The sequence below is a fragment of the Pannonibacter indicus genome (assembly GCF_001418225.1).
GTDB lineage: Bacteria > Pseudomonadota > Alphaproteobacteria > Rhizobiales > Stappiaceae > Pannonibacter > Pannonibacter indicus.
In genome coordinates this window covers 30866-46088 of record NZ_LIPT01000010.1, presented here as the reverse complement: position 1 = coordinate 46088, position 15223 = coordinate 30866, and the positions used below count along the sequence as shown (strand labels likewise).

Annotated in this window: 10 protein-coding genes; 8 read left to right on the top strand and 2 right to left on the bottom strand. The window is 62.5% G+C overall.

Going from position 1 to position 15223, the window contains the following annotated elements:
• Positions 1–39 precede the first annotated feature (39 nt).
• Positions 40–1068, bottom strand: a complete 1029-nt coding sequence (locus tag ASC48_RS14085; RefSeq protein WP_055456373.1) for a DUF2336 domain-containing protein — start codon at positions 1066–1068, stop codon at positions 40–42.
• A 582-nt stretch (positions 1069–1650) separates the two neighbouring features.
• Between ASC48_RS14085 and ASC48_RS14080 the strand changes: the two genes are divergently transcribed.
• From ASC48_RS14080 to ASC48_RS14045, 8 genes are all read left to right on the top strand, one after another.
• Positions 1651–3819 carry a mechanosensitive ion channel domain-containing protein gene (locus ASC48_RS14080; protein WP_055456440.1) on the top strand — a complete coding sequence of 723 codons (2169 nt, stop codon included), beginning with the start codon at positions 1651–1653 and terminating at the stop codon, positions 3817–3819.
• 432 nt (positions 3820–4251) lie between these two features.
• Positions 4252–5856 carry an ABC transporter substrate-binding protein gene (locus ASC48_RS14075; protein ID WP_055456372.1) on the top strand — a complete coding sequence of 535 codons (1605 nt, stop codon included), beginning with the start codon at positions 4252–4254 and terminating at the stop codon, positions 5854–5856.
• Positions 5857–5971: 115 nt separating this feature from the next.
• Positions 5972–6979 carry an ABC transporter permease subunit gene (locus ASC48_RS14070; protein WP_055456439.1) on the top strand — a complete coding sequence of 336 codons (1008 nt, stop codon included), beginning with the start codon at positions 5972–5974 and terminating at the stop codon, positions 6977–6979.
• A 91-nt stretch (positions 6980–7070) separates the two neighbouring features.
• On the top strand, positions 7071–7925 hold the full coding sequence (locus ASC48_RS14065; RefSeq protein WP_055456438.1) for an ABC transporter permease subunit: 855 nt from the start codon (positions 7071–7073) through the stop codon (positions 7923–7925).
• A 4-nt stretch (positions 7926–7929) separates the two neighbouring features.
• On the top strand, positions 7930–8781 hold the full coding sequence (locus ASC48_RS14060) for an ABC transporter ATP-binding protein (protein ID WP_072242624.1): 852 nt from the start codon (positions 7930–7932) through the stop codon (positions 8779–8781).
• A complete protein-coding gene (locus tag ASC48_RS14055) occupies positions 8778–9611 on the top strand; it encodes an ABC transporter ATP-binding protein (RefSeq protein ID WP_055456371.1) in 834 nt (277 codons plus the stop codon). Before ASC48_RS14060 ends, ASC48_RS14055 begins: the two co-directional genes overlap by 4 nt.
• A 128-nt stretch (positions 9612–9739) precedes the next feature.
• Positions 9740–10858 carry an ATP-dependent DNA helicase gene (locus ASC48_RS14050; RefSeq protein WP_055456370.1) on the top strand — a complete coding sequence of 373 codons (1119 nt, stop codon included), beginning with the start codon at positions 9740–9742 and terminating at the stop codon, positions 10856–10858.
• A 167-nt stretch (positions 10859–11025) separates the two neighbouring features.
• Positions 11026–13470: a Tex family protein gene (locus tag ASC48_RS14045; RefSeq protein WP_055456369.1), complete on the top strand. Its 2445-nt coding sequence runs from the start codon at positions 11026–11028 to the stop codon at positions 13468–13470.
• A 290-nt stretch (positions 13471–13760) separates the two neighbouring features.
• Here the strand turns inward: ASC48_RS14045 and ASC48_RS14040 are convergent, their stop codons facing one another.
• Positions 13761–14978 carry a metallochaperone AztD gene (locus tag ASC48_RS14040; protein ID WP_072242623.1) on the bottom strand — a complete coding sequence of 406 codons (1218 nt, stop codon included), beginning with the start codon at positions 14976–14978 and terminating at the stop codon, positions 13761–13763.
• Positions 14979–15223: the final 245 nt, after the last annotated feature.

The following is a 15223-nucleotide window of genomic DNA, read 5'->3' as shown; positions in this document are numbered from 1 at the left end:
TCGTGCCGTTTCAGGAGGAGGCTTCCCGGCTGGGCCCGGTCATGAAGGGGATTCGGACAAGGGCCGGCGGTGGCGGTGCGCTGCAAAGTCGCTGCGCATCCGTTTGCGTTCCAGCTCGCTCTCGGCTTCGCTTACAAAGCGTTCAATAAGAGCTTCGGCATGTTCAGGCGGGATCTGCATGTGTTTGCTGCGTGCACGGACCAGCTGAGCGAAGCTCGGGAGAGAGAGGCCGGCGAGGCGGGCAAAGTTGAGCAGCCTGTCGCCTTCGATGCTGAAGACGGCGGAGCGCACATGCGCCTTATGGGTGTTGCAGGCCAGGGCAATGAGATCGGCCGCATTGGTCAACCGGTCATCTTCGAGCATGAGCTGAATGACATCGTCCAGCATGGCGGAGCCGAGAGTGATGGCTCGCCAGAGCCGGCCGGTGTTGGATGTGTCCAGAAGCGTTCCCAGCTTGCGCCGGATCTTGCGCCGGCGGGCGATGCCCTCCAGGTCCTCGGCCGTCAGCCTGCCCGCCGCCAGTTCCTTGAGGCGCTCCTGGGTCTCCGTGCCCACGAAGGGCATAAGACCCCGGCAGATACGGGGCGTCAGATCGGCGCGCAAGGTTATCTCTTCCCGCAGGACTGCATCTTCCTGGGCTGCACGGGCAAGGGTTGCCAGTGCCCCTTCCGAGAGTCTGATGCGGCGGTTGCCCGCCAGACGGCGCCAGACACGCACCTGACCGCGCCTGATCAGTGTATCCGACACCTCGGCCGGCAGATCATTGCGACGGGTCATGCACTCGAGGTGATCTTCTCCAAGATCCTCTGCAAGAGCAGCCAGTTCCTGCGGGCCAAGGGCAGGAGACTGCTCCAGAACCGGCCGGGCGACCAGGATCTCGTCCTGCGCCAGCCGGACTGCAAGGCCAGTGGGCGTACCTGCGAAAGATGCAATTTTTTCTGCAAGCCGCATCCGCTCGTCCAGCGGGCTGTCATCAAGAAGCCGCTGAATCACCTGATCGAACAGCTGCAGTTCCTCGACGGAGTTTTGTTCTGCGCGAAGCAGGAAAATATCTGCCAGCCTCTGCATCAGCTCGCTTCGAGCGTCTGGTGAAGGGTTCATGGCTAGACTGATCAGCTCTTGGGCCATGATTTTTCCGTCTGTATCCGGCGGGCAATCTAGTGTTCTTACTGTTAGCAAAGGGTTATCAGCCTGCGTTGAGGATTGTCACCTTTACGGGCAGGCGGACTGTTTCAAGTGGGGCTCCCGGGGCGCGCCATATCCCCCCGCCGTCATCGAAAAGCTACGTCAGCCACCTTCGCGTGCGCCGCCAGTCTGGATATTGCCGTATTGTTTGCTATGACTTACCGCATGAATTCCATGATTGCCCGATTCACTGCTTCGCTCGGCCGCCTTTGCGGTCCCTTGTTGGCTGTTCTGCTGACCGCTGGTGTCCTTGCACCCGTCGCAGCCCAGAATGGTGCTCCGCTGAGTGTGCCCGCAGCTCAGCAGGATCAGCCTCCGTTGCAATCCCGGCCAGCGTCCGCGGCTTCGGAGCCTGCGCAAACACCAGCCAGCACTTCTGCGCAGTCCAGCCAGCCTTCCGCGCCGCAGGCTGCGCCACAGGATCCGTCTCAAGGGGTGCAGCAGGCGGGTGCTGCAGCCGCCACAATGGCAGCCGGTGAACGGCAATCCATGGCCGAGGCCCGCGATGCACTGGTCAAGGTCCTGCAGGATCCCGCTGGCCGCGCGGCGCTCATCGGGCTTCTGGAAGGATTGGGACAGGCGGAACAGGCCGGTGGCGGCGCTTCTGGGGCCGCAGACGGTGCAGCATCAGTTGCAGCACCTGCGGAAGCCGTGCCGCAGGATGATACATTTGCGGTCAGGGTGGGCGCCTACACCAAATATGTAATCGACGACTTCATAAAAGTTGCCGAGCGGATGACTGTTTCCCTGCGCGGGTTTCAGCTGCTGGCGACGGGGGAAGTGACGGTCAAATGGGACCGGATTCGCCATACCGCCCTTGAATTGCTTGTTGTTTTTGGCTGTGCTTTCGCCGTCTACTGGCTGTTGCGGCAGATGGGCCGTCCGGTCGCCGACAGGCTTGAAAAACAGGCAGGGCAACGCGGCTGGCTGCTGCGCGCAGGCCTGTTGCTGTTTCTTGCGTTTGCAGACGTGATTGCGCTTCTGTTGGGCGCTGTGGCTGGTTATGCGGCGGCACTGATCCACTTCGGGCCGTTGCAGGGCGGTCTTTCGCTGTTTGAGACCCTTGCGCTCAATGCCTTTGTGATCACCGGACTTGCCCGCCTAGCTGTACGTATCACCTTCTCGCCTGCGCGCGAAAAGCTGCGGCTTCTGCCTGTGTCAAACACGCATGCGCGCTACTGGTCGCGGCGGCTGGGGTTTGTGGTGTCATTCCTTGGCTATGGGGTGATGCTGGCGGTGCCTGTGGCCAACCTGACGATTTCGATCGCAGTGGGCAATGCCTTGAGGGTTCTGGTTGTGCTGCTGGCGACGGCGATTGCGGCCATCATCGTCCTGGTCAACCGCAATGATGTCAAAACCTCCATGGCGGCCTATGCCCATTCGCTGGAAGGGGAAATCGGGCGCCATGCCTTGCTCGCTCTCTCCCGTGTGTGGGCGCCGCTGGCCCTGCTCTACATCCTCGTGGTGTTCGGTATCTGGATCACCCGGCCGTTCGAGGCGACCCGTGTGGTGGTGACCGGCACCGGCCTGACCATGCTGACGGTGCTCGGCGCCATGCTGCTGTCGCTGATGATGACAAGGGCCATTTCCGGAGGCATCCGCCTGCCGGACGACCTGAAGGAGACATTGCCCGAGCTGGAGGGCCGTGTGAACCGGTTCATTCCTCATGTGCTGCAGGTGCTGCGGGTGCTGGTTGGCCTGCTGGCGGGTGCCATCCTGCTGCAGGTCTGGTCGGTGCTGGATGTGACCGGCTGGCTCTTTGAAGGGGCCGGCGGCGGACTGATGGGCCGTCTTGCCTCGGCCTTGGTGATTGTGCTCGTCTGCTTCGGTATCTGGCTGGCAGTCATGTCCTGGACGGATCTGCGCCTCAAGGGCCGGAATGATTCCATCATTTCGTCGCGCGAGCGGACCTTGTTCCAGCTGTTCCGCAATGCCTTCACGGTGATCGTGATCATCATGGCTGCCCTGCTGGCCTTGTCGGAACTGGGCGTCGACATCGGCCCGCTGATCGCCGGTGCCGGTGTTCTGGGCCTTGCTGTTTCCTTCGGTGCGCAGACCCTGGTGAAGGACATCATCACCGGTGCCTTCATCCAGATCGAGAATGCCATCAACGAGGGCGATGTGGTCACCGTGGCCGGGATTACGGGTTCGGTGGAACGGCTGACCGTGCGATCCTTGCGCATGCGCGATGTGAACGGCACCACACATATCATCCCGTTCTCGTCGGTCGACATGGTGTCGAACTTCATGCGCGACTTCTCCTTCCATGTGGCGGAGATCGGCGTTGCCTACAACACGGATATTGCCAAGGCGAAGGCGGCGATGAAGGAGGCGTTCGACCGGCTGAAAGGTCTGCCGGCCGGCGGCAGCATCATCGGCGATCTCGACATGCACGGTGTCACGGCCTTCGGTGATTCCGCCATCACATTGCGTGCCCGCATCAAGACCTTCCCCGGCGCCCAGTGGGCTACGGGACGCGCCTATAACGAGCAGCTCAAGATCGTCTTCGACGAGCATGGCATCGAGATTCCGTTCCCGCAGGTCACATGTCATGTGGCCGAGGGACGCCCGCCGATGCTGACGCAAGAGGATCAGTCCAAGGGCAGCGGGTCTGGATCTGCCTCTGCGACGTAACGCCTTCGCACAAGATTGCCCCGGCCTGCCGTGCTGTGCCGGGTGCAAAACCGGCTGGCCATAAATTTTGTACAAATGGTCAAAGTCTTCTGTGTGCGGTCAACCGTGGTCTGTCAGACTAACGAATAATACGACTTATTCGTGTGGCTTGATGTTGGTGTGTGTTCCATTTTGTTCTTTTTTACTCTTGGCTATCCTCCGGATCCGAAGAGAGATCGGGACCGTTTTTCATGTATTGGCTTCAGTTTAGCTTTGTCTTTTTATTCTGCGGAGAGAATTGGAAAAATCCTTCCAGATCTGCGGAGAAGAAGAAATAATTTGGCGGTTGATTTCAGGCCAAAAAGCGGCCTTATTTCGCTCAAGGCCGTGTTCCAGCCCGCCAAACATTAACGGCGGGGTCGCGGCCCTTTCATCAAAGGGGAGAACAGTTTGATGATGATGCGTAAAACCCTCAAGGCTGCGCTTCTGGGTGCAACCCTCATTGGCGTTGCTGCAACCGGCGCGCAGGCAAAGACGCTGGTCTATTGCTCCGAGGGCTCTCCGGAAGGCTTCGACCCGGCACTCTACACGTCCGGCACCACGTTCGATGCGTCCTCCAAGACCGTCTACAACCGTCTCGTCCAGTTCAAGCCGGGCACCACGGAAGTTGTTCCGGGCCTCGCCGAAAGCTGGTCCGTGTCCGACGATGGGCTGGAATACACGTTCAACCTGCGCAAGGGCGTGAAGTTCCACACCACCGACTATTTCACCCCGACGCGTGAGTTCAACGCTGACGACGTTCTGTTCTCCTTCAACCGTCAGGGTCAGAAGGACAACCCCTGGAACCAGTACACCGCTGGCGCTTCCTGGGAATATTATGATGGCATGTCCATGCCGGAGCTGGTCAAGGAAATCGTCAAGGTTGACGATTACACCGTGAAGTTCGTCCTGACCCGTCCTGAAGCGCCGATGATGGCGAATCTGGCCATGGACTTCGCCTCGATCCTCTCCGCCGAATATGCCGAGCAGCTCGACAAGGCAGGCACCCGGGAGCAGCTGAACCAGCAGCCGATCGGCACCGGCCCGTTCTCCTTCGCCGGCTACCAGAAGGATGCGGTGATCCGCTATCAGGCTTTCGCCGACTACTGGGACGGCAAGCAGCCGGTCGATAACCTCGTTTTCGCCATCACCACGGATGCGGCCGTGCGCCTGCAGAAGCTGAAGGCCGGCGAGTGCCATGTGATGCCTTATCCGGCCCCGGCCGACATTGAGGCCATCAAGGCAGATGCCAACCTGCAGTTGATGGAACAGGAAGGCCTGAACATCGGCTACCTGGCCTACAACACCCAGGTGGCGCCGTTCGACAAGCCGGAAGTGCGCAAGGCACTCAACATGGCGATCAACAAGGATGCCATCATCTACGGTGTGTTCCAGGGCTCCGGCCAGAAGGCCACCAACCCGATCCCGCCGACCATGTGGTCCTACAACACCGCCATCCAGGACGATCCGTACGATCCGGAAGCGGCCAAGAAGATGCTTGAAGAAGCAGGTGTTACAGATCTGAGCATGAAGGTCTGGGCGATGCCGGTGCAGCGTCCCTACAACCCGAATGCCCGCCGCATGGCCGAGCTGATCCAGGCTGACTTCGACAAGATCGGCGTCAAGGTCGAGATCGTTTCCTACGAGTGGGCCGAGTACCTGAAGCGCTCGAGCGATGTGCAGCGCGATGGCGCCGTGCTCCTCGGGTGGACCGGTGACAACGGCGACCCGGACAACTTCCTGGCAGTTCTGCTGGGCTGTGACGCCGTGGGCGGTGCAAACCGTGCCCAGTGGTGCAACAAGGACTTCGACGCGCTCGTGAAGAAGGCCAAGACTGTCTCCACCAAGGAAGAGCGCACCAAGCTTTATGAAGAAGCTCAGGTCATCTTCAAGGAGCAGGCTCCGTGGGCAACCATCGCTCACTCCGTCGTGTTCATGCCAATGTCGAAGAATGTCTCCGGCTACGTCATGGATCCGCTCGGCGGCCATTCCTTCGTTGGTGTCGACATCGCTGAATAATCGGTGACACTCGCGGGGCAGCGGAGCCACTTGGCGCCGCTGCCCTTTGCTGTTCCCGGGTGGCGGCGCGCTGGCTCAGCCAAGCGTGCCGCTGCCCCTCATCCGGAACCGGACCATGATACGATTTCTCCTGAGCCGTCTCGGCCTGCTCATTCCGACCTTTCTCGGTGTGACGCTGATCTCCTTCAGCTTCATCCGCCTGCTCCCGGGTGATCCGGTTGAGCTTCTGGCGGGGGAGCGCGGCATTGATCCCGAGCGCAAGGCGCTGATTTTCCAGCAGCTGGGTTTCGACAAGCCACTGTGGGAGCAATATCTCGACTTCCTCGTCAAGATTTTTCACGGCGATCTGGGCGTCTCTTTCGCCACCAAGAAGCCGATCCTGACCGAGTTTCTGCAACTCTTCCCCGCGACGGTGGAACTTGCCTTCTGCGCCATTCTCATTGCCGTGCTGCTGGGCATCCCGCTTGGCATCTTCGCGGCAGTCAAACGCGGCACGGTGGCCGATCAGACCATCATGGGCACCGCGCTCGTCGGCTATTCCATGCCGATCTTCTGGTGGGGCCTGCTGCTGATCATCCTGTTCTCGGTGACACTGCAGTGGACACCGGTTTCTGGCCGCATCTCGCTGATGTATTTCTTCCCGCAGGTGACCGGCTTCATGCTGATCGACAGTCTGCTGTCCGGACAAAAGGGCGCGTTCGTGTCTGCTGTCCGCCATCTGATTCTTCCCTCGATTGTGCTGGCGACCATTCCGCTGGCCGTTATCGCCCGGCAGACCCGCTCGGCCATGCTGGAAGTCATGGGTGAGGATTATGTGCGCACGGCCCGGGCCAAGGGGCTGCCGCCGCTGCGGGTGATCGGCCTGCATGCGCTGCGCAACGCCCTGATCCCCGTCATCACTACCATCGGCCTGCAGGTAGGTGTCCTGCTGGCAGGCGCGATCCTGACCGAGACGATCTTCTCCTGGCCCGGCATTGGCAAGTGGCTCCTCGATAGCGTTCTTCGAAGAGACTACTTCGCCGTACAGGGAGGGCTGCTGCTGGTTTCTGGTATCATCATGCTGGTGAACCTGATCGTTGACGTGCTTTACGGGCTCATCAACCCGCGTATCCGGCACAACTGAGCGCGGAGGAAAAACCATGACAAAAACCTCAGAGGCCGCACCCGTTTCGGCCGAAAAGCTCGCCCAGGAAAGCCGCAACGCCACCCGCGCCATGCTGGCCGAATTCTGGTACTATTTCTCCCAGAGCCGCGGTGCCGTTATCGGTCTGGCTGTGTTCGCACTCGTGGTGCTGATGGCCATTTTCGCGCCGCTCATCGCCCCGCATGCGCCGCAGGTGCAGTACCGTGACAGCTTCCTCGTCCCGCCGGCCTGGGTTGAAGGCGGCGATTGGCGCTTTCTGCTCGGCACCGATGCTGTGGGCCGCGACATCCTTTCGAGGCTCATCTTTGGCGCGCGGTATTCTCTGTTTATTGGCGCGCTGGTTGTAACCATCGCGTCCCTGGGCGGGATCGTGCTTGGCCTTGTCGCTGGCTATGCCCGTGGTGCCGTCGATACGTTCATCATGCGCGTGATGGATATCATTCTGGCGTTTCCGTCCCTGCTGCTGGCGCTGGTTCTGGTCGCGATCCTTGGTCCCAGCTTGACCAATGCGATGATCGCCATTGCACTGGTGCTGCAGCCGCATTTCGTCCGCCTCACCCGTGCGGCGGTCATGGCCGAGCGCAACCGCGATTATGTGGTGGCGGCGCGTGTGGCCGGTGCTGGGCACTTGCGGCTGATGTTCAAGACCATCCTGCCGAATTGCGTTGCGCCGCTGATCGTGCAGGCGACGCTCTCCTTCTCCAACGCCATTCTCGATGCAGCCGCTCTCGGCTTCCTCGGCATGGGCGCTCAGGCTCCCACCCCGGAATGGGGCACGATGCTGGCGGAAGCGCGGGAATTCGTCACGCGCGCCTGGTGGGTCGTCACCTTCCCGGGGCTTGCCATCCTCATCACGGTTCTGGCCATCAACCTGGTCGGCGACGGCCTGCGTGATGCGCTCGATCCCAAGCTGAAGCGGAGCTAAGCCCATGCCGCTACTTGAAATCCGCAACCTCCGGGTCGAGTTCGACACCGCCAAGGGCCCGTTCCGTGCGCTGGACGGCGTGGACTATACGGTCGAGGCCGGTGAAGTGCTGGCCATCGTCGGTGAGTCCGGTTCGGGCAAGTCGGTTGCCATGCTGGCCACCATGGGCCTCCTGCCCGATACGGCCACCATCACGGCGGACAAGATGGAGTTTGAAGGCCGTGATATGCGCAAGCTCTCGGCAGCAGAGCGGCGCAAGGTCATCGGCAAGGACATCTCCATGATCTTCCAGGAGCCGATTGCGAGCCTCAACCCGTGTTTCACTGTCGGCTTCCAGCTCAATGAAGCGCTGAAGGTGCATACCGGTCTGTCCGGCAGCGCCCGCAAGGCCCGCGTGCTGGAACTGATGAAGGCGGTGGGCATTCCCGAGCCGGAGCGCCGGGTCAATTCCTTCCCGCACCAGATGTCGGGCGGCCAGTGCCAGCGCGTGATGATCGCCATGGCCATCGCCTGCGCCCCGAAGCTGCTGATCGCCGACGAGCCGACGACAGCGCTCGACGTGACGATCCAGAAGCAGATCCTTGATCTGCTCATGAAGCTGCAGAAGGACAGCGGCATGGCGCTGATCATGATCACCCATGACATGGGGGTCGTGGCCGAAACCGCCGACCGGGTGATTGTGCAGTATCAGGGCCGGAAGATGGAGGAGTCCGATGTGCTCTCCCTCTTCGAGACGCCCAAGCACCCCTACACCCGTGCGCTGCTGTCGGCGCTGCCGGAAAACGCCACCGGCGACCGGCTGCCGACCGTGAGCGACTTTGCCAAGACCTTTGCAGCGCAGGAGGCCGGCGCATGAGTGACGCAATCCTCAAGGTGCGCGATGTCACGCGCGAATATGTCATCGGCGGCGGCCTGTTTGCCAGGCCCCGTGTGCTGAAGGCGGTGAAGGGCGTCAGCTTCGATGTGGAGCGCGGCACTACGCTTGCCATCGTCGGCGAGAGCGGCTGCGGCAAGTCCACCCTTGCCCGCATCCTCACCATGATCGACCCTCAGACCTCCGGCTCCATCGAGATCGACGGACTGCCCATCGACATCGCCAGGACCGGCATCTCCCGCGAAATGCGCCGTAAGGTGCAGATCGTGTTCCAGAACCCCTATGGCTCGCTGAACCCGCGCCAGAAGATCGGGCACGTTCTGGAAGAGCCGCTGCTGCTCAACACGGATATGTCCGCTGCCGAGCGGCGCGATGCGGCGCTGTCCATGCTGGAAAAGGTGGGGCTGAAGCCGGAGCATTACGGCCGTTATCCGCACATGTTCTCCGGCGGCCAGCGCCAGCGCGTGGCCATTGCCCGGGCGATCATGCTGAAGCCGAAGCTCCTGGTGCTGGACGAGCCGGTCTCCGCGCTCGACCTCTCCGTTCAGGCGCAGATCCTCAACCTGCTGAAGGATCTGCAGGACGAGATGGGCCTCACATACGTGTTCATCAGCCACGATCTGTCGGTGGTGCGTTATCTCGCCGACAAGGTGATGGTGATGTATTACGGCGAGGTGGTGGAATACGGCACCCGCGACGAGGTGTTCGACAACCCGCAGCACGAATATACCCGCACCCTCTTCGGGGCGACGCCGAAGGCCGATGTGGACAGCATCCGTGCCCGCCTCGCGGCCAAGGCTGCGGCGGCCTGAAGCCGAACTCATTCAGGATATGCCCTGCGAGGCCGCCAGCCGGTCTCGCGGGGTATTTTGTTTTCGAGCCTTGGTCGTGGGGTAAAAACCCGCTATTGCCTTGAGCGAACGAAACGGGAATCGCACGGATGCTCTGGTCGCCCCAGCAGGAAAAGGCCTTGTCGGATGCCGCGCGCTGGCTGAAGCGCGGCGACAAGCAGGTGTTCCGCCTTTTCGGCTTTGCCGGAACGGGCAAGACGACGCTGGCCCGCCATCTGGCGGAAGGGATTGATGGCGACGTGTGTTTCGGCGCATTCACCGGCAAGGCAGCGCATGTGCTGCGCCAGAAGGGCTGCACGGATGCGGGCACCATCCACTCGCTGATCTACCGGCCCCGTGCAGCCAAGGAAGAGGAGATCGTCGAGGAGGGCGAGGACGCCGGACCGCAGTTTGCCCTGAAGCGCGACAGCGAGGCAGCGCGTGCATCCCTCATCGTCATCGACGAATGTTCCATGGTGGATGAGGATCTTGGCCGCGATCTTCTCTCCTTCGGCACGCCGGTGCTGGTGCTGGGCGATCCGGCGCAGCTGCCGCCGGTGAAGGGTGGTGGCTATTTCACCGAGGCCGAGCCGGACGTGATGCTGACCGAGGTGCACAGGCAGGCGCAGGACAATCCGATCGTGCGCATGTCCATGACCATCCGCGAGGGGGGCAGCCTTGATTACGGCACCTTCGGCGCCAGCCGCATCATCTCCCGCCGGGAGATCGACAAGGAGCAGATCCTGGCCGCCGATCAGGTGCTGGTCGGCACCAACCGCACCCGCCGCCTCTACAATAACCGCATCCGCGAGCTGAAGGGCTTCCTGTCGCCCATGCCCGCCGTTGGCGACAAGCTGGTGTGCCTCAGAAATGACAAGGCCCGAGGTTTGCTCAATGGCGGGTTGTGGCACGTGAAGCGGCAGAAACAGTCCAAGGGCAACACCCTGCGCTATGACATCATGCCCGAGGACGAGCCGGGCAAGCAGTCGGTGGAAATCAAGGTCATGCCGGCGCTGTTCGAGGACGGCGCAGAGCAGATCCCCTACGCCCTGCGGCGCAAGTCCGACGAATTCGATTTCGGCTATGCCCTCACCGTGCACAAGGCCCAGGGCTCGCAATGGGACCGCGTCGTCCTCTTCGATGAAAGCTTCGCCTTCCGCGAACACCGCGACCGCTGGCTCTACACCGCCGTCACCCGTGCGGCGGAGAGCATTACCGTAGTGCGGTGAAGGGGCGGCAATCCGTAAGTGCCACTCCCTGTGTGAAACCCTGCATTTCCGTGGACTGTGGCGGGGTGTCTCTTTATCGCCGCCTTTGCGGGCTCTATCGTCCGCGCTCCCTTGCCGGCCTGCGGAAGGCAGGGGCCTATCCGATCAATTTGCGATGGAACGACCCCATGTCCGATCTTTCCGACCTGAGCCCCGAGACCCCCGGCTTTGCCGCGACGCCCGCCACCGGCAAGAAGGTGCAGGTCTCCCCCGAAGTGGCGCTCAGGATTGCGCGGCGGATTGCGGAGGAGATCGGCTGTCAGCCGAACCAGGTCAATGCCACGGTGCAGATGCTGGATGAGGGCTCGACGGTGCCCTTCATTGCCCGCTACCGCAAGGAAGCGACCGGCGGGCTGGATGACACCCAGCTGCGCAAGCTGGAAGAGCGGCTGATCTATCTGCGCGAGATGGAAGACCGGCGCGCCGCCATCGTGAAGTCGATTGATGAGCAGGGCAAGCTGACGGACGAGCTGGCGCTGAAGATCGCGCAGGCCGGCACCAAGGCGGTGCTGGAAGATCTGTATCTACCCTTCAAGAAGAAGCGCCGCACCAAGGCGCAGATCGCCCGCGAGGCGGGGCTGGAGCCGCTGGCCGATGCGCTGCTCACCGATCCGCGCAAGGTGCCGGAGACGGAAGCTGCTGCCTTTGTCAGCGAGGAAAAGGGCGTGGCCACGGTGAAGGACGCGCTGGATGGCGCACGCCAGATCCTGATGGAGCGCTTCTCCGAAAACGCCGAACTGGTCGGCCGCCTGCGCGAGTATCTGACCGCCAAGGGTGTTGTCGTCTCCAAGGTCATCGACGGCCAGCAGGAGCCGGGCGCCAAGTTCGCCGACTATTTCGATTATTCCGAGAGCTGGGCGAAGATCCCCAGCCACCGGGCGCTGGCGCTGTTCCGGGGCCGCAACGAGGGTGTGCTTTCCGTCGAGCTGACGGTGGACACCGATGTGACCGAGGGCCTGAAGCCTGTCGAGCGCATGGTGGCTCATGCCGCCGGTATCTCCGAGCAGGGCCGCCCGGCGGACAAGTGGCTGATGGATGTGGCCCGCTGGGCCTGGAAGGTAAAGCTGGCGCTGCACCTTGAGCTTGACCTGATGGGCGACCTGCGCGACCGGGCCGAGGAAGAGGCCATTCAGGTGTTTGCCCGCAACCTCAAGGACCTGCTGCTCGCCGCTCCCGCCGGTGCCCGCGCCACGCTGGGGCTGGATCCGGGCATCCGCACGGGCGTGAAGGTGGCGGTGGTGGATGCCACCGGCAAGCTGGTGGAGACGGCCACCATCTATCCCTTCCAGCCAAAGAACGACATGGCCGGTGCCCGCAACACGCTGCTGGCGCTGATCGCCCGCCACAAGGTGGAGCTGATCGCCATCGGCAACGGCACGGCAAGCCGCGAGACCGACCGTCTGGCCGCAGAGGTTCTGGCAGAAATTCCCGTGGCCGCGCGGCCCATCAAGGTCATGGTCAACGAGGCGGGGGCTTCGGTCTATTCTGCCTCGGAACTCGCAGCCAAGGAAATGCCGGATGTGGACGTATCCCTGCGCGGGGCGGCATCCATCGCCCGCCGCCTGCAGGACCCGCTGGCCGAGCTCGTCAAGATCGAGCCCAGGTCCATCGGCGTCGGCCAGTATCAGCATGACGTGAACCAGACCCGTCTGGCCCGTGCGCTCGATGCCGTTGTGGAAGATGCGGTGAACGCGGTGGGCGTCGATCTCAACACCGCCTCGCCTGCGCTGCTCGCCCGCATTTCAGGCCTTGGCGAAAGTCTTGCCAAGGCCGTGGTGGAACACCGCGACAGTATCGGCCGCTTCACCAGCCGCAAGCAGCTGATGGATGTGCCGCGCCTTGGCGCCAAGGCCTTCGAGCTTTGCGCCGGCTTCCTGCGCATCCGCGACGGTGACAATCCGCTGGATTCGTCCTCCGTGCACCCGGAAGCCTATCCGCTGGCCGAGCGCATCGTGAAGGCCTGTGGCCGGGACGTGCGACAGATCATGGGCGACAGCGCCTTCCTGAAGACGCTGAATGCGGCCCAGTTCACCGATGAGCGGTTCGGCCTGCCGACCGTGCGCGACATCATCGCCGAGCTGGAAAAGCCGGGCCGCGACCCGCGCCCCGAATTCAAGACCGCAACGCTGCTTGATGGCGTGGAAGAGATTTCAGACCTGCGCGTCGGCATGAAGCTGGAAGGCACAGTCACCAACGTCACCAATTTCGGCGCCTTCGTCGATATCGGGGTGCATCAGGACGGCCTTGTCCACGTGTCGCAGCTGGCCGACAAGTTCGTCGATGATCCGCACAAGGTGGTCAAGGCGGGCGATATCGTGCCGGTGACGGTGCTGGAGGTGGATGCCAAGCGCAAGCGCATCTCCCTGACCATGAAGAAGGCCGCCGACTATCAGGCCGCGCGCGAGCGGACCAGCCAGGATGGCCCTCGTGATCCGCGTGGTCCCCGTCCCGGCGGTGGCGCCCCGCGTGGTGGCGGTGCCCCCCGTGGCGGCGGCGCTCCGGCCCCGGCCATCGGCGGCAACAGCGCCATGGCCGCAGCCCTTGCCGCCGCGATGAACCGAAAGGGTAAGTGAGCGGGGGCTGCTTCCGGAGGGGCCAGCTTGAGGAGGCTTCAGGGCTTTGGGTCAGGTAGCAACTCCTCTCCCGCCCCTTGAGGGGGAGATGCCCCCCGGCAGGGGCAGAGGGGGGGTAACGGACTGTCCGCTTGTGAGAGACGTTCTGCCGTGTTGAGGCGCTGATACCCACCTCTGTCAGCTTGCGCTGACATCTCCCCCTCAAGGAGGGAGAGGGATACTGCGGCAAAAGGAGAGTGCCCTCCGCCCCGGCTCTCACGCTGAACGGGGCGGAGAGATTGTCTGCCTTGTCAGTGGCTGATGCCGCTGCCGCCGGTGATGGCGATGGTGTAGGGCATGCCTTCCACCGGGATTTCGCCGGTCTGCTTCAGGTCTGATGTGCTGATGAGGCGCAGCAGGCCCTTGTTCGGATCGGTCATCACCACGGTATCACCGGCCACAGCAAGGCGCGGGCGCGGGTCGCGCCAGTGGCCGTCCATGCTGTAGGGCTCAGTCACTTTGCTGGACACCTCAAAGTCACCGGACAGGATGTTGAAACGGTGCAGGGTGCCGTCTTCGGTCAGCACATAGGCATTCTGGGGCTTGGCCGGATCAAGCACGAAGTCCACCCGCCGGAAGGGCAGGGTGACGCGGGTGAAGTGGGGCGCATCCGAAGGGTCCACCACGACAAGACCGTCAGCGCCATAGTTGCCAAGGAAGGCCTGCATGCCCTTCACACCCAGCAGTGTGCCGGTCTTGCCCTTCGGGAAATCGGCAGGATAGGGCAGAAGCGAGAATTCGGGCTTTGCGCCATCCGTCTTCACCGTCAGGATGCCGTCTTCGCAGCCCGCCGCCAGATAGGCGCCGGAGAAGGCCTCGCCATGAATGCCGGGGCAGGAGGCCAGATCCGACACCGGCTTGCCATCGGCCGAGAAGGCCTGCAGCCCGAGGCGTGGCAGGCTTGACGCGCCTTCCGGCTTTTCCTTGGCCGAAACGGTCGAGAGCACATAATCGCCGAACACGGCCACAAAGCCATGGTGCGCAATCTCCTGCGGGAAGTCACGCATCTGCGGATCGCCGCCAAGCAGGCCCTTCACATCGGCAAGCGTGGCCTTGGCGTCCTTGTCGAAATTGATGGCCAGCACGCCGGAGTGCTCCACCACATGCACCGGATTGCCGCCCTCCATGGAGGTGCTGAGCAGGGCCGGGTCGCTGACCTCAAGGTCGGCATGGTCGCCGTGGCTTTCCAGGGTGATGCCGCTCTTCAGGAAATCGGCACGGTCCGCTTCAGCCTGCACCACGGCAATGCCTGCCCCATCACCGAAGGGATAAAGCCGGGCATGGCTTTTGACTTCGAAGGTCCAGCGCTGGTCCGGCTTGTCCAGATCCAGAGCCGTGATCTTGCCTGTGGAATGATCGCCAACGAAAACGCGCCAATGGCTCTGGGCTTTTTCCTCCGCCCGAACCATCGTCCCGCCAGCGGCCAGCGCCATCATCGCCAGCGCAAGGGCCGTCGTCTGCCTGAGCATCTCAAACTCCTGTAATGTTATCTTATAACATTGCTACTTAAGCTAGGCCACGCCTGTCTGGCAAGCCTTTTTGGACCTGAATCTCAGCCTGCCCCCCGCGGAATTTTTTTTAAATGCATGGCCGGTAAGAACTCATTAACCATTGCCAAATGACGTAAGGGGATCAGAGGGGGCTGCTATGGATGAAATTCTGGCGCCGGAAGGCACTGTTTCCCGGCAAGGGAGCGCGTTGCGCGGTGCTGCCT

Coding starts and splice junctions, on each gene's coding strand:
- ASC48_RS14065 (WP_055456438.1), top strand. CDS start 7,071: ATGCTGGCCGAATTCTGGTACTATTTCTCCCAGAGCCGCGGTGCCGTT.
- ASC48_RS14080 (WP_055456440.1), top strand. CDS start 1,651: ATGGCAGCCGGTGAACGGCAATCCATGGCCGAGGCCCGCGATGCACTG.
- ASC48_RS14040 (WP_072242623.1), bottom strand. CDS start 14,978: ATGCTCAGGCAGACGACGGCCCTTGCGCTGGCGATGATGGCGCTGGCC.
- ASC48_RS14055 (WP_055456371.1), top strand. CDS start 8,778: ATGAGTGACGCAATCCTCAAGGTGCGCGATGTCACGCGCGAATATGTC.
- ASC48_RS14050 (WP_055456370.1), top strand. CDS start 9,740: ATGCTCTGGTCGCCCCAGCAGGAAAAGGCCTTGTCGGATGCCGCGCGC.
- ASC48_RS14070 (WP_055456439.1), top strand. CDS start 5,972: ATGATACGATTTCTCCTGAGCCGTCTCGGCCTGCTCATTCCGACCTTT.
- ASC48_RS14060 (WP_072242624.1), top strand. CDS start 7,930: ATGCCGCTACTTGAAATCCGCAACCTCCGGGTCGAGTTCGACACCGCC.
- ASC48_RS14075 (WP_055456372.1), top strand. CDS start 4,252: ATGATGATGCGTAAAACCCTCAAGGCTGCGCTTCTGGGTGCAACCCTC.
- ASC48_RS14085 (WP_055456373.1), bottom strand. CDS start 1,068: ATGCAGAGGCTGGCAGATATTTTCCTGCTTCGCGCAGAACAAAACTCC.
- ASC48_RS14045 (WP_055456369.1), top strand. CDS start 11,026: ATGTCCGATCTTTCCGACCTGAGCCCCGAGACCCCCGGCTTTGCCGCG.